This is a genomic window from Rivularia sp. UHCC 0363 (genome assembly GCF_034931125.1).
Classification (GTDB): Bacteria; Cyanobacteriota; Cyanobacteriia; order Cyanobacteriales; family Nostocaceae; genus Rivularia.
On record NZ_JAYGHM010000069.1, the window covers coordinates 8396 to 23413 of the forward strand.

Genomic DNA, 15018 nt, shown 5'->3' on the forward strand with positions numbered 1-15018 from the left:
TAACTCCCTCCCCAGACAAAATGTTTAATTTATTTTGCACGAGTACTTATATACCGAAGCGAATTGAACTTCATAATCAAACAACAACATTCATAGAATGCTTTGTTATGGCACGGGGTTATCTTAAAATGAGTATAGGATATGTAAACTTTCGTAACCAAAGTCAGAGTCCGCCCATTCATGACCCCAGCCACCTCCTTGTTTTCCCCTGTGGAAGCAGACCTGCATATATTGGCAGATAACCTTAAACAGCTAGTTGGTAACGACCATCCCATCCTCAGTTTAGCCGCAGAACACCTCTTCGGAGCTGGGGGAAAGCGTATTAGACCTGCAATTGTCCTACTAGTATCAAGAGCGACAATGCTCTCTTCGGACATTACACCCCGTCACCGACGCTTAGCTGAAATTACAGAAATGATTCACACGGCTTCTTTAGTGCATGATGATGTAGTGGACGAATCAGAAAAAAGACGCGGGGTTTCCACAGTTCATAGTATATTTGGCAATCGAGTTGCAATATTAGCTGGAGATTTTTTGTTTGCTCAAGCCTCTTGGTATTTAGCCAACTTAAATAATTTAGATGTGGTGAAGTTGCTTTCGGAGGTAATTATGGATTTAGCGACTGGAGAGATTCAGCAAGGAATGAATCGTTTTCAAGCTTCCATGTCAATTGATACTTACCTGACCAAAACTTACTATAAGACCGCTACATTATTCGCGAATAGTTCCAAAGCTGCTGGAATACTTAGTGAAGTATCTCCAGAAACCGCCGAAAACTTGTATGAATATGGTCGTCATCTTGGTTTAGCGTTCCAAATTGTTGATGATATTTTCGACTTTACTAGTTCTACAGATATATTAGGAAAACCCGCTGGTTCAGATCTCAAAGACGGACATCTTACAGCACCCGTAATATATGCTCTGGAAGAAAAACCGGAACTGAAAACGCTGATCGAGCAAAAATTTGAACAAGCTGGAGATTTAGAACAAGCTCTGATCCTAATAGAAGATAGTAAAGGAATTCAACGTTCCCGCGATTTAGCTGCAAAGCATGCAAAACTTGCAGTCGAGCATATAGAGAAATTGCCATCTTCTCAAAATCGCCAAACTTTGATTGAGATGGCTGATTATGTGCTGAGTCGTCTTAATTGATTGGGAAATATTATTTGAAGAATTTTGGATAATAGGAAAGTAGTTATCGGTTATTGATTTGTAATAAATCCTTAACTTATAACTTCTACTTCAGAACGTTTTTTAGCAATATAACAAGGTATATGTTTTAACTTTATAACTCTTAACCCTTAAATCATTCAAGCAATATTGGGAGGAATATTTGGACTGGGGCGATTTTGTTGTAACGACCTTTGAATAATAGTTTGCAGTTGCGATCGCTTAATTTCCACTGCATTGGCTGTAGTGCCGGGGATATTGAAAAAAATTATACTATCTACGGGTTCTAGAGCTATAGTCTGGAACAAAATTTCAATAACTCCCATCGGTGCAGCTATCATTTGAGGGTCAAGCCCAACACCAGAGGTAGTACTGACATCTTGTAACGTAGGATAAGCGTATATTACCTGACGCAGCTGCCTTGGATTAGTCCGATGACTCAATGTTGTTAAAACCCAGTCATGCTCTAGGTTTTGGAGTATGTAATATTCCGGAAAACGTAGTTGCTGAGCAATTTTAATTAATTCCGGAGCGATTGCCGCAACCAGTTGAGGTGTAATACCATCTTGAGGTGCATTATCAATTAAAAATTGAACTTGTGCTTGTAAATCCATAATTACCTGTCAATAAGTGGGTATTCGCGATAACTTCTATGAAATGCGAAAAATCTTCCCTTTATTTGGGAATAATATAACCAGTCAAATTTATTTATGCTCGATAGTGGGTGCTTCTGTTGCGTTCGGATGTCCAAACGTCAATCAAGCATTCCCAGAAAATATAGGTTGTAATGTTTGTAATAATAAGGTCTTTTAAACAACTAGACTATGAAATCAGCCGCGACCACAACTATTCAGGGAGAAAAGTCTATCGGCGTGGAGGTGATATTTCAACTCCTATTCGGAGAACTTAAATCTTCAACTAGAGCAACGGAAGCTAATTGCCATGAAGTAGCAACACGAATAGCTGCCGAAGTCTTGCGAATTTGCCATGAGAGCAAACGCATCCAAGCTTCTGGGGACATCAAAAGTTCGGCGATCGCCTTGGCCAAACATCGGCTATCTCAGTGTTTGAAATACTATCAGTTTGGTTCCAATCGGGGCAGGATAGAGCTACACAGTACTCTTAGTGCAATTATTTATCGTTACATTAATCCGCCGAATAAACAACTGAGTTATCAAGGGCGGTTGGGTGTAATTGAAGATTTTCTGCAAAATTTTTACTTGGAAGCATTAAATGCCTGCCGAAGAGAAAATAAACTCGAACCTACATATCGTCCCCAGACTCTTTTAGAATTAGCAGAGTACATGGCGTTTACCGAACGCTATGCTAAAAGACGTATTCCTTTACCAGGAAGACAGCAGCAGTTGATTATCCTGCGAGCGCAAACTTTTTCTCAACAGCAGCCTCCAGAAACCTGCGTTGATATAGAAAAAGCCGCAGAAGGTAGCAGCAATGATGGTGATGGTTCTTGGGATGACCCAGCCGTACAGCAATTGAGATCGGCAATGGCATCTCAAACTGAACCGGAACCCCCAGAGGAAACTCTACGTTCCGTAGTCATTAACGAATTAATGAGTTATCTTGAGGAACGACAACAAGGAGACTGCGCCGATTACTTTGCTCTACGCCTAAAAGATTTATCAGCTCAAGAAATTGAGTCCATTTTAGGTTTAACTGCTCGTCAAAGAGATTATTTACAACAACGTTTTAAATATCATTTGATTAGATTTGCTTTGCTGCATCGTTGGGAATTGGTTCACGAATGGTTGGAAGCCGACTTGCGTACTAATTTAGGTTTGACGGAACAGCAGTGGCAAGTTTATACACAACAACTTGACGACAAACAACGTTGTTTATTAGAACTGAAGCAGCAAGGTCAAGGGGATGAAAGAATTGCCAAAACCTTGGGTTTGTCTATGGCACAACTGCAAAAAAGGTGGTTCAAAATCCTCGAACAAGCTTGGGAAATTCGTAACTCTTTTATGTCCGGATCAAGTGCATCTACTCATGAATAGTGACACAGAATCCTTACAAAACCAATTACTCGCTTGGTTGTTAGCACTCGCTGCAACCGGGGAGGATTTTTTGGCCGAAAGTGAGGAAATTAACTGGGCTGAAAATTCTTCTGAAAACACCGCTTCTACAAGCGGTGCTTCTGAGTCGGTAACGCCCTATCCTTTTCAACTGGGAGAAATTCCTACTGTGCAAACACGTTTTCAAGCCGTTCTTAAACGTCGGTTACAAAGTCAAGTCCAAGATAATCCACCGTTATTCCCCTGGGAAACACAATTAGTAGATTATCCCGATTATGTTGACAATATTTCTATGGGATGGGTTCCCGCTCCAGGATGGGCGGCACAACAGTCTAAACTGAATTTACCGATTCCGATGCCGGAAAATATTTTTCAGCAACTATTGGCAAGATGTCAAGAGTTGCTTTCTTTTCCAGTACCATTGGGAGCGAAACTTGTGGGAGTGGTGGAAAGTTTATTCCCCAACGAACCGCAAACGCTTAACGATTTAGCCGGAATGGTGCTAAGAAGTCCATACCGTTCTGCGGATACTTTAGAAAAAATGCCTCATGTAGAAGGCAACTACTCGGATTTGCAACCGCGTCAACAAATGGCATTGTCATTATTAGCTGCTAGACAATTGTTAGAAAATTTAACTTTGTCTGTTGATGCAAGCGAATATGTCTCAAGACAGTGGCTAACTAATGTAGGTACTGTAAATCTGAGAGTAAAGTATGACCAAGCTGCCCAAACATTAAGGGTTGAAGCTGAATTACCACAAAATGGCAAGGTGAAACTTACTGGGGAAAATTCGCAAGTAATTGCAGAATCTTCCAGTGGAGGAATTGTCAGTTTAGAGCTAAATTCAGTTCAACAACAGGCAACTTATACATTAGCAGTTGAGTTAGAAATGGATACTCATCCACTAACTTTTGCGATCGTTCCAACTGCGTCTTAATTGAAAGAAACCAATTAAAAAAGGTTTAGGGGTAGTAGTGAAACTGAACCTTTATTTAACAAGCATACGGCCAGCGCATTTACAGTTGTCATAAAACTCGTCAATATCGGTTAGGGAAGGCTAATTTAAAGATACAAATGCGGGTTAATTTCAGGTCATACGACATTTTTAGGGATGAAGAACAAGTTCAGGGGTCTATATAATTTAGGATACTGGCGGCAAAGAATTCAGTCCGCACCGCCAATAGAAGTAGAAGATTCAATTACTTTAAGGCTGCTAGTTAGCGCTTTGGTAATTATAGGAATTGTCGCGACAGATATAGCTGCTGAGACATACAGCAGTTTTTGGGCAGTTCCTTTAAGTTTAGCTGGCGGTATTTGGGGTTATTACCGTCGTCGCAAACCCAATGTAGCGGTAAAGTTCTGTATCGCTATCGGAATGTTATTAGCATTGGGTGCATTTTTTGGCAGATTGCTGGGTGAATTAAATGATACCCGGTTGTTGCTCGCAGAATTACTGATTCAACTCCAGGTGCTGCATAGCTTCGATATGCCTCGTCGGAAAGATTTGGGCTATTCGATTGTCATCGGGTTAATTTTAATCGGTGTAGCGGCAACGCTGAGTCAAACTTTAGCTTTTGCGCCAGTGTTGCTGCTCTTTTTAGCTATTGTTTTACCGACTTTAGTCTTAGACTATCGATCGCGATTAGGTTTAGAACCGCTAACAGTTACAAAATCGAACCAAAATACTTCGGTTTTTAATTTAAAATTTTTAACGATTAATTTTTTAATCATAATAAGTATCGGACTAGCAATTTTCGCTGTTTTACCTAGGGTTCCCGGCTATGGCTTGCGGACATTTCCGGTGAGTTCGTCTATCGATGTCAAAGGCGATTTTACCGGACGCAAAATTGTCAATCCCGGCTATGTCCGTTCTGGTAATAATAACGGTCAAAGTGGTAGCAATGGTGACGGAACCCAAGGATCGGGGGGCGATCGCCAACAGGTTGATGACAGCTTTTATTACGGATTTAATAGCAAAATTAACCAGAATTTACGCGGAGAGATGAAACCCAAGGTAGTGATGCGGGTACGTTCTCAAGCAGAAGGTTTCTGGCGAGTTTTGGCATTTGACCGTTATACGGGTAAGGGATGGGAAATTTCTCGCAATGACAAAGTTAAGCGGCTCAAACGTTCCCCTTTTTCCTATCAAACTTTTCTTGACCGTCCTTTAATTGTTGGTAAAACCAAAGAAATAGTCCAAACTTACAGTGTAGTGTCGGAACTGCCTAACTTGATTCCAGCGATGGCATATCCGAAAGAAATTTATTTCCCCACACCGATGATAGCCGTCGATACAGAAGATGGCTTGCGAGCGCCGGTTGGTTTATCCAAAGGTCTTACTTATACCGTACTATCCGAGGTGCCGTATCGCGATCGCACTACACTTGCAAAAGCCCCAAGTCAGTATCCAGATAGCATTAAAAATTATTATCTACAGATTCCTGTTGAAATCGGCGACAAAGTTAAACAGCTTACCGAAGAAATTTTGGCTGGCTACAATCGTCAACGAGTAGGTAAAACAGAGAAAAGTCTTTCATCACCTTATGAAATAGCTCTTTACTTAGCTCAATATTTAAAACAAAACTATACAGTTCCTCAAAATCTTTTTGAAATACCTTTATTAAATGACAAAGATGACTTGGTAGAAGCCTTCTTATTTAAGAACAAAGGGGGACTACCAGACCAGTTTTCTACCGTACTAACAGTAATGTTACGTTCTATTGGAATTCCAGCGCGGTTAGTAGCGGGATTTTCAAGCGGAGATTTTAATCCATTTACGGGGATGTATGTAGTCCGAAATACGGACGCTTACGCAATGACGGAAGTTTACTTTCCTAAGTACGGTTGGTTTGCTTTCGACCCGATACCGAATCATCCTTTAATTCCTCCATCCATAGAAGAAACTCAAACTTTTTCCGTCTTAAAACAGTTTTGGAATTGGATTGCAGGCTGGCTACCTTCTCCAGTTACGGGGCTGCTCAATAATATATTTGGCACAATATTTAGCACAACTGTAAAGTTTTTATCGTGGTTTATATCTTTATTCTCCCGAGGTATTTTCGGTATATTGAGCGGATTGACTTTGGTAACGTTGGTTTCTTTGTTCGGTTGGCTGGGTTGGGACAAATGGCGCAAATGGCGTTACCAGCAATTTTTGGGTAAATTGCAGCCAATGGAAAGACTTTATCGGCAAATGCTTCAGTGGACTGCCGAAAAAGGCTTAACGAAACATCAATCGCAAACTCCTTTAGAATATGCTCGGTTATTACATCAATATCATTCTCCCCAAATCGCTGAAGTTATAGAAGAAATTTCCCAAGCTTATGTTACATGGCGTTACGGGGGTGATAACCCAAATTTAAACAACCTGCACCAAAAATGGCAGCAGATTAGAAATATTTCTAAAAATTCAGCCTAAATTTGGCATTCTCAAAAAGACATATACATTAGAATTCTTTTAGGTGAGCATTAGAAACATTGATTATTCAAAATAAGTAAATATTTGTTTCTAATATCGTAAATTAGGCAATATTTGGATTATTGGGTAAACTGCCAAAAGAGAACTATTTTAGTCTCTTCTGGCATTGCTTTCTAAGAAATAGAAGTTGAATAGGGGTAGTGAAACTAGGGATGAAGAACCGGATAAGATCGGAATCTGAAATTTTTCAGGGAATCGTATGATACCTTGTTTTGGAAAGATTATATGTATATCTTAAGGAGTATTTTTAATACAGAAACTTAATGAATAACTGTAAAAACTAGAAGATAAATAAAAACAGGAGCAGTTATAAACTAAATGCGTTGTTAGTGCTATTTTTTGGGGATAACATGGGAAACAGTTGCTTTTATAGACATGATTAATCTTGTCTTATCTTCACACACACTACATAGCAGTTTTTTATGGACATTCAGTTAATCAACATCGGTTTCGGCAATATTGTTTCTGCCAACCGAGTAGTTGCAATTGTCAGTCCAGAATCAGCCCCAATTAAGCGAATCATTACCGATGCGCGAGATAGAGGTCAACTGATTGATGCAACTTACGGTCGTCGCACTAGGGCTGTTATTATCACTGATTCGAGTCACGTTGTTCTTTCGGCTATCCAACCGGAAACAGTAGCAAATCGTTTCGTTATTTCCCGCGAACCTCATGTTGTAGATAACTAAAAGGAGTGTCAGTAACCCAGCCCTAAAGGGACTGGGCTTGCATGTCGAAGTCAAGCAAGCCGTACTGACCAGACCACCTAGCAATAGGTAGCCGTTATTTGAGTCACGACACCCTGGAATGCGTAGCTAGTTCCCTGCTCTGTCGCTTGTGATTAAACAGTTCTAAGGTCACTGGGACAGTGTTGCAAGCCTAACAAGCTCTTATAACAGGTCGAAGCTAACATTACCCCGAAAGGGAGTTGGTTTCCAGGTTCCAATCAAAAACCTGGATTTTAACATCCACGGTGGTTAAAACCACTCGTGTCGCTTCCCTCTCAGCCCTAAAGGGACTGAGTTTCCCGCATACCGAGTATTTTTATGAATTAAAATTTTTGTCAAATTTAGGAGTTTGAAACTGTAACTTAATTTCTGCCCATAATTAGACAGATCTTACTCCTTGTCTACTTCTTGAATCAACTTATCAACAAATTCTCTTAACCGTTCTTGTCATTCAGGGACGGACTTTATTTTTTTTTTTTGTCCGTATCCTTTAAAGCAAATTAGGGCAGGCTTTAATTGATGGTGTATTCAGCATCTAGGAACAACTAAGCCTACCGCTGGATTTGGGACTTTAACCCACATCGATATCCCTAACAGTAAAAATGTCTAAATTTCTTTGTACCATGTGAATTAAGCGATTTCATAAGTCGTTCAAGTTACAAGCGACCTCAGCTAATAGTCATTTACTCAACTAACAAATGGCTGCTGACTAGTGAATAATGTATATAAATTGATTCACAGGGAAAGCGGATGATGCAAGTGTTATCGACTAACAGTGGTGCTACTGCTAAGTTATTATCTCCAGGAAAACTAATTGTTTTAACAGGTCCGAGTGGTGTCGGCAAAGGTACTTTAATGAGATTGCTTCTTTCGCGTCATCCCGAACTCAATTACTCAATATCTGCTACTACCCGTCTTCCTCGTCCGGGGGAAGTGGACGGTAAGGACTATTTTTTTATTGACCGTACTAAATTTCAACGGTTGATCGAAGAAGGTGAATTTTTGGAATGGGCGGAATTTGCCAGTAATTTATACGGCACTCCTCGCAAACCAGTAATTGACCTTTTAGAGTCTGGTTCGTCGGTATTGCTTGAAATTGAGTTAGAAGGAGCAAGACAAATTCGTGCCAAGTTCCCCGATATTTTGAGTATTTTTATACTTCCACCCACTTTTAATGAATTAGAGAAACGCATACGCGGTAGAAAAAAAGATTCGGAAGCGGCTATATCGCGCCGTTTAAAGCGTGCTAAGGAAGAAATTGACTCTGCTTGTGAATTTCACATTCAAGTCGTGAATGACGATTTAGAAACTGCCGTCTGCGATATTGAGATGGCAATTTCGGACGGTGGATTATTCTGAATACCGCGATCTCATTGAAAAACTTAAAAAACAAAGGACACAAACCTTGACTATCAAAGTCTTTGTGTTGTGTCCTTTTGCTGAGTGCGATCGCAAAAAGTGCGATCGCGCTTTACTTAATATTTGAACAAGACATGAAACTGGATGTTAACCAGCTAAGCCTTGGATAAATGCGAAGTTGCTGGTCAAAAAGTATGCCGTGACCGCACCACCAATACCACCAATTAAAAAAGCGCTAGCAAAATTATTCCAACCTTCCGTAGTATTAAAAGCACTAGGCGGATTGGGTACAGTTACTGTAGCTACTGGTTTATCTGGATTGCTATTAGCGTACAAAGACAAGCAAGCTGTAAGAATCACAACCAAGCCGATTGTGGAAAGTAACCCTGCTAAGTTAGCAGGTGGTGCATTACGCAGGGGTCCTAACTTAGCAAATGGACCAAATAAGAAGTAACCGTGTGCCATACCAATTTCTAATCCTCGTCTGAAAGGAGTTATATCAAGACGATAAGCCGGTAAGTTTCTGATAAACCACTTGCTTAGAGGAGAAGAGTTAATTGGCGTTTCTAGATTGCCCCATTGCGGATTACCTGCGACTGCGAAAACAACTTCCTGATTTCTCGGGTCGTTAGGATTACTTTTGGATGCATCTGCTGCTTGTGCGATATTTGACATATTTTATTTTTACCTCTTGAACTTGATACTTTTCCACATATTAATAATTGTATCTAGAGGAGATTTTTAACAGCAATTTTTAGAAAAATTAATAAATACAAAACTCGCTTCTGCTCTATTAGCAAAAGCGAGTTTCATCACAAATTATTCCCAGATAATAAATAGGGACTTAATCGGAATAGTAAGCTACAGGTGAACTCATAACTCCAAAAAGAAGGGCTTTTATACCCAGTTTATGGTAGTGGATGGAACAATAAATCGGGGAAAATGTAGTTGAATACGATCAACAAAATCGCCGTAAATATTAACCAACCAAACAGTAGAACTGGTGCGAGGGAAAGATACTTCAATAAATCATTTTGTTGCATGAACTATTACTCCCAAAGAATGACAATTAGGTAGATAAAATTTGGACGAGTAGATTTATGCGCTTGGATAATTAAGAAGAGTAGTTTCAAAGACAGCCGGACAATAAATTTTTTATCGCTGGCATTATTGACAAATTTCTCAATTAACAATCGCTACTAGCGTGGAGAAATTGGAATTTCTTCATCCTTTGCAGTCAATTCACCTGAAAGCAACTCTTTGATTGCTGCTAGAGGCCAAGTGAAACCAGAAAGCATTAACGGTAATGCTGTCGGTACGTCGATAATTATTTCCTTCATCTCAGCATCTTTTTCTTCCCTAACGGCTTGGAGGTAAGCACGACCTACCCAACCAATCCAGCCAGCAATGTAAAGAAACAGAATGCCAGGAATCAAGAAATCACCAGCACGGCTTAAACGACCATCAACAATCAAATGAGGTAGACCCTCTGGACCGCATAAAGCCTGAGAATAACGCTCAAAACGTTTTTCTCCGCTATTAGGGTCGGAAGTCGTGTTACGGGCATCCGCAGCACGTTGTTGAAAAGCAGGTGAGTCGCTGCACCGTACAAGGTCAGCACCGATAGCGGAAGCTGGTGGGGCGAAATTAAACGCCAAACAAACAGCTAAAATTAGAGCAAACAAGCGTCCCATGAAATTGTTTCCTTTTATTACGAAACAAAAATTTTTTTGTACAAAACGAAGCGGCTCGTACAAATTTAAATTTGTGTAACTAAGAAGCGATCATACTCTTGATGAGTAAACTGAGTAAAGTTGAAGTAAATAAAAGTTAAAGCTTCTCAAACAAAGTTTTTATATTGTATAACCTTGATAAATGGCAACTGTCTTAGCAATAGAAACTAGCTGCGATGAAACTGCCGTCGCAATTGTTAGAAATCGTTACGTTTGTAGCAACGTTGTAGCGTCGCAGATTTCAACCCATAAAAATTATGGTGGAGTAGTACCAGAAGTCGCCTCTCGCCTACATTTGGAAACAATAAATTCAGCTATAGCTGAGGCTTTAGAGCAAGCAGGGTTAGAGTGGCAAGCAATTGACGGAGTAGCTGCCACTTGTGCGCCAGGATTGGTAGGAGCGCTGCTAGTCGGCTTAACCGCAGCTAAAACTTTATCTATGGTGCATTCCTTGCCATTTATCGGAATTCATCACCTTGAAGGTCATATTTACGCCAATTATCTGAGCGAGCCAACTCTGGAAACTCCATTTTTAAGCTTATTGGTTTCAGGTGGACATACAAGTTTAATTTACGTCAAAGATTGTGGAGTCTATGAAAACCTGGGATCGACACGCGACGATGCAGCAGGTGAAGCATTTGATAAAGTAGCGCGGTTGTTGAAGCTGGGATACCCTGGAGGACCAATAATTGACCAACTAGCACAACTTGGTAATCCTAGTGCCTTTAAATTGCCAGAAGGAAGAGTTTCTTTACCCGAAGGAGGCTATCACCCCTATGATGCGAGTTTTAGCGGGTTAAAGACAGCAGTATTGCGATTGGTACAGCAGTTAGAGAAAGACAATCCTGTAATACCTGTAGCAGATGTAGCAGCGAGTTTTCAGGAAACTGTAGCCAGAGCGTTGACTAAGAGAGCTATAGCCTGTGCTTTAGATTATGGCTTAAATACCATTACCGTGGGTGGTGGAGTAGCAGCCAACAGTGCTTTGAGAAAGCATTTACTTGCAGCAGCACAGGCTCATAACCTGCGAGTATTATTTCCAGCTTTAAAATTTTGTACCGATAACGCCGCCATGATCGGTTGCTGTGCCGCCGATCATCTCAATAGAGGACATACTTCTCCTTTAACTCTTGGTGTGGAATCAAGGCTATCTTTGACTCAAGTTATGAAGCTGTATCAGTGAACAGTGAGCAGTCATCAGATTTTGGATTTTAGATTACTCTACGAGAAGACGCTTGCGCGTCAATGGATTTTGGATTAGAAGAGTTAGGACCACCGGAGTTAGGAGTTAATAATTAAAAATTTTCTGCCCATCTCCCCTTGTCCCCCTCTCCCCCTCCAAACTGTTAACTGTTTACTCCTAATTAACGATAGAGCGGATGTGATTGGCTACAGCATCTGGTTGCTCTAACATTGCTAGGTGTCCGCAGTTGGGGATTTCGATTACGTTGTCGCCACAGTATTGAAACAAGGGATGAAAACTAGCTAGGTGACGAACGTACTTTGGCTCCATAACTTTATCTTCGGCACCTGCTAAGAAATAAGCTGGTTGATTAAGTTGAGATACCAATTGAGGTAGATGATTTATTTCCTCTTCTGTTGTAGAGTCAAGCAGCGATCCCAAAGCAGCTTGGGGATCGGCTACTAAAAAATCAATAATTCGCTGACGCGCCCATTGACGTTCTAAAGGACGTGCTACAGAATTCCTGGCAAATAGTAAATCAATTAGAGGTACCTGAGATAACCATTTGGGACGAACCTGTAAAAATCGTTGTCCTGCGGTGCGAAATTTTTCAAATGCTTCTTTAAGATAAATCCCACCACCGGAATTGATGCAGATGACTCCTTTGACTTCTTGAGGCATTTGAGTAGCTGCCCATAAAGCAATGGTGCCACCAAAAGAATGACCAATCAACCAAGCATTATTTATATCTAACTGTCGCAGTAGGGCTACTAAATCCTCCATGTAGGCAGCTGGGGTATAAAGAGAATCGAAAGGATTGACTGGTGTCTCGCGTCCGGTGCTGGTCAAATTTGAACGATCGCGACGATCTCCGCTAGATGCCTTGGGCATATCGCGGTCTATCTGTGTTTGTTTCAATTGAGATTCCCCAAAACCTCGCAAATCATATGAGAGGCAGCTAAAATCTGCCTCTAGACGCTTGATGGCAGGCTGCCAATATTCACGGCTATTAAGCCAGCCGTGAATAAACACTAAGGTATGGGGGCTTTTTTTGGGAATCGTTAGCTCGTATGCGTGAGGAACGCCGAAGATTTCGATAGTTGCCATGACAGCACGTACCTTTAAGAATGAAAGCAATAAAAGAGGTTTACAAAATCTTGATTTGACATTCTCCGAATATAGTGGGGGATTCCAAAAATCATTTGTTGACGTTCTTCTTAATTTTGACAGTTATTTCAATTGTATGGTTTGGAATCAATTCAAATTTATCTATATTCACGTACCGAGAAACCTTCCACGGACGCTTTCGGCAATCTTATGACCTAAATATTCCGGAATTAAGCTTTCGTTGGGTCCTAATAAATAAAGAATCAAGCGCGTGCGTCCTCGCCAAACCAGCAGGTTAGCATTGACTACAAGCAAGTCTTCAAGCCACATAGCGTACATTACTTTATAGAATAATCCCGGCTGGTTGTCTGCTTCAATAACTAAAGCTGGTAAATGAAATACTGGGTCTACGTAGAATTCGGTTTCTACTTTTTCTAAGCCAGCATCAAGGTTAAACTCTACCGCTAACATTTCTTCTACTTCAAAGCGTCCTCCTAAAGCTTCACGAATTGCGCGACAGACGTTTTCTGCTGTTTTTTCCGAAAGGGCTTTGCTACCACGGGATACAATTAGTTTAATAAAAACCAACATTGGTGGTTTGATTTGTCCGTACAAACTTAAACTGTGAATTGTCAATCCGTAAGCCGCTAGAACGCCAAAAATATCGCTGAGCAGAAAAGACTGATTCCGATAGGCAAAATGCAAGGCGCTTTTACCACCTTCAGGTTTAAGCTCGATCGCAGCACGTCCGGTTTTGTAAAGACGATAGGCTAACCGCAAATTTTGCAGTTGAATCTCACTGCTGACAAATTGCTCGTAAAATTGGGGAAACGACTTATTAAACCGTTTGAGTAGTTCTAGTGTTGATGTTTTTAAACCAGAAGCCATTTTTTAATCTAAGACTTGCTTGTTGTTGTAAAAATTGATGCTTTTGACCGGGAAATTGAAAAATCTAATTGCCGTCCCTCAAAATTCTAAGGCAGTGCTGTATACAATTGATTGTCAGATATAGTAGTAGCTTTTAGTGAATTTTTCCGCTCTGTCTGTCTACAAGATGTTAAAGTTGAAAATAATTGATGTTAAACACCCTTCTTGGCTAGCATTAGCTATAAAAATCTCTCTATACCAACTGAGTCAGTTCGTATAGAGTTTTATAGACAGCTTGCCTGTAATGCGCGTTACTCAATATGCACGTAACCAAACGTGGAAACCGTCTTCAGTTATACTACCCGAACCAGGCTGGCATGGGTTTTTGGAAAACTTGGTTTAATGCTAACGATGTCGTGACAACTAAAGCGACTCATGAGTTTGAAGAACATTCTGCGACTTCCTCGGTCAATAACGACCATCGTAGTGGCGATCGCATTGTTTTTAGTACGGAGCGAGATATTGACCTATATGAGTTAGAAGAACTTTGTGACGCAGTGGGTTGGTCTCGTCGTCCTTTAAGAAAAGTCAAAAAAGCTATCGAGCATAGTTTTCTTGTGGCTACGATGTGGCAGGTACGAGGGAACAAACGAAGACTCGTCGGTTTTGCCCGTGCTACCTCCGATCATGCCTTCAATGCCACAATTTGGGATGTTGTGGTTCATCCAGACTATCAAGGGAAAGGAATGGGTAAGGCATTAATGAAATATGTCCTCAAAAAACTTAGAAGTGAAGAAATTAGTAACGTTACTCTTTTTGCTGACCCCCATGTTGTAGATTTTTACCGGAATCTCGGCTTTATGTCAGACCCAGAAGGTATAAAGGGTATGTTTTGGTATCCTCACTAATCCCAGATTTTTCTGTATCTTAAAAATGCTTTTATTCTAAAGCTTGTATCAAGTCAAATAAATCATAATATTATTATGGTGAAGCGAAGCTCCGCGCTACCTTCTAAGCGCGGACTGTCGCTGTTAGAAACTACCCGAAAACGATTTTTACTCGGTTGTGTCTAAATATATTTTCCATAAGTACATTTTATGTGGTACTATGTAAATATTGCCGGTTCGTGGAAACTAGCTATTAATTTTTACGGGATGTAGCGCAGCTTGGTAGCGCGCCTGCTTTGGGAGCAGGATGTCGCAGGTTCGAATCCTGTCATCCCGATTTAACAAGTATGTATTACAAAGGCTTTAGGGCTACAATTATGTCCTAAAGTTTTTTTATGGTAACTATAGCGGTTTTCGGTTAAGTTAAGTACAAAATAATACCTCACCCGCCTCCCTTCCCCTCTCCTGATTTT

15 protein-coding genes and 1 tRNA gene are annotated in these 15018 nt (G+C 40.6%); 10 read left to right on the forward strand and 6 right to left on the reverse strand.

All coding sequences use genetic code 11. The features are described from left to right. Window positions 1-180 precede the first annotated feature (180 nt). Window positions 181-1152, forward strand: coding sequence for a solanesyl diphosphate synthase (gene sds, locus VB797_RS28185; protein ID WP_323241079.1), 972 nt, complete (start codon window positions 181-183; stop codon window positions 1150-1152). Between the two features lie 158 nt (window positions 1153-1310). Here sds and VB797_RS28190 read toward each other — a convergent pair whose 3' ends face one another. Next, a complete protein-coding gene (locus VB797_RS28190) occupies window positions 1311-1784 on the reverse strand; it encodes a hypothetical protein (RefSeq protein WP_323241080.1) in 474 nt (157 codons plus the stop codon). 210 nt (window positions 1785-1994) lie between these two features. Here VB797_RS28190 and hetZ point away from each other — a divergent pair, with 210 nt between their 5' ends. The 6 genes from hetZ to VB797_RS28220 all read left to right on the forward strand — a co-directional run bounded on the left by hetZ (window position 1995) and on the right by VB797_RS28220 (window position 8895). Continuing rightward, entirely contained in the window at window positions 1995-3185 is a 1191-nt protein-coding gene (hetZ, locus tag VB797_RS28195) for a heterocyst differentiation protein HetZ (protein WP_323241081.1), read from the forward strand. Then, window positions 3178-4140: a PatU gene (locus VB797_RS28200; protein ID WP_323241082.1), complete on the forward strand. Its 963-nt coding sequence runs from the start codon at window positions 3178-3180 to the stop codon at window positions 4138-4140. Before hetZ ends, VB797_RS28200 begins: the two co-directional genes overlap by 8 nt. 174 nt (window positions 4141-4314) lie before the next feature. Continuing rightward, on the forward strand, window positions 4315-6621 hold the full coding sequence (locus VB797_RS28205; RefSeq protein WP_323241083.1) for a DUF3488 and DUF4129 domain-containing transglutaminase family protein: 2307 nt from the start codon (window positions 4315-4317) through the stop codon (window positions 6619-6621). 482 nt (window positions 6622-7103) lie between these two features. Further along, window positions 7104-7370, forward strand: a complete 267-nt coding sequence (remA, locus tag VB797_RS28210) for an extracellular matrix/biofilm regulator RemA (RefSeq protein ID WP_323241084.1) — start codon at window positions 7104-7106, stop codon at window positions 7368-7370. A 789-nt stretch (window positions 7371-8159) separates the two neighbouring features. Then, complete coding sequence (gmk, locus tag VB797_RS28215) at window positions 8160-8768, forward strand: guanylate kinase (RefSeq protein ID WP_323241085.1); 609 nt, start codon at window positions 8160-8162, stop codon at window positions 8766-8768. Beyond that, window positions 8755-8895 (forward strand): hypothetical protein, encoded by a 141-nt coding sequence (locus VB797_RS28220; RefSeq protein WP_323241086.1) that lies wholly within the window; start codon window positions 8755-8757, stop codon window positions 8893-8895. Before gmk ends, VB797_RS28220 begins: the two co-directional genes overlap by 14 nt. A 20-nt stretch (window positions 8896-8915) precedes the next feature. Here the strand turns inward: VB797_RS28220 and VB797_RS28225 are convergent, their stop codons facing one another. The 3 genes from VB797_RS28225 to VB797_RS28235 form a co-directional block, all read right to left on the reverse strand. Further along, window positions 8916-9434, reverse strand: coding sequence for a photosystem I reaction center subunit XI (locus tag VB797_RS28225; protein WP_323241113.1), 519 nt, complete (start codon window positions 9432-9434; stop codon window positions 8916-8918). Window positions 9435-9676: 242 nt separating this feature from the next. Beyond that, window positions 9677-9811, reverse strand: a complete 135-nt coding sequence (locus VB797_RS28230; RefSeq protein ID WP_323241087.1) for a Photosystem I reaction center subunit IX — start codon at window positions 9809-9811, stop codon at window positions 9677-9679. Between the two features lie 156 nt (window positions 9812-9967). Beyond that, window positions 9968-10462 (reverse strand): Photosystem I reaction center subunit III, encoded by a 495-nt coding sequence (locus VB797_RS28235; protein WP_323241088.1) that lies wholly within the window; start codon window positions 10460-10462, stop codon window positions 9968-9970. A 181-nt stretch (window positions 10463-10643) separates the two neighbouring features. Between VB797_RS28235 and tsaD the strand changes: the two genes are divergently transcribed. Beyond that, window positions 10644-11684 (forward strand): tRNA (adenosine(37)-N6)-threonylcarbamoyltransferase complex transferase subunit TsaD, encoded by a 1041-nt coding sequence (gene tsaD, locus VB797_RS28240; protein WP_323241089.1) that lies wholly within the window; start codon window positions 10644-10646, stop codon window positions 11682-11684. A gap of 177 nt (window positions 11685-11861) precedes the next feature. On the opposite strand, the gene VB797_RS28245 is transcribed toward tsaD, so the two are convergent. Both VB797_RS28245 and VB797_RS28250 read right to left on the reverse strand, forming a co-directional pair. Continuing rightward, window positions 11862-12791: an alpha/beta hydrolase gene (locus tag VB797_RS28245; protein WP_323241090.1), complete on the reverse strand. Its 930-nt coding sequence runs from the start codon at window positions 12789-12791 to the stop codon at window positions 11862-11864. Between the two features lie 168 nt (window positions 12792-12959). Further along, a complete protein-coding gene (locus VB797_RS28250) occupies window positions 12960-13679 on the reverse strand; it encodes a hypothetical protein (protein WP_323241091.1) in 720 nt (239 codons plus the stop codon). 356 nt (window positions 13680-14035) lie between these two features. Between VB797_RS28250 and VB797_RS28255 the strand changes: the two genes are divergently transcribed. Together VB797_RS28255 and VB797_RS28260 are read left to right on the forward strand one after the other, a co-directional pair. Continuing rightward, window positions 14036-14566 carry a GNAT family N-acetyltransferase gene (locus tag VB797_RS28255; RefSeq protein WP_323241114.1) on the forward strand — a complete coding sequence of 177 codons (531 nt, stop codon included), beginning with the start codon at window positions 14036-14038 and terminating at the stop codon, window positions 14564-14566. 242 nt (window positions 14567-14808) lie between these two features. After that, window positions 14809-14882, forward strand: a tRNA-Pro gene (locus VB797_RS28260). Window positions 14883-15018: the final 136 nt, after the last annotated feature.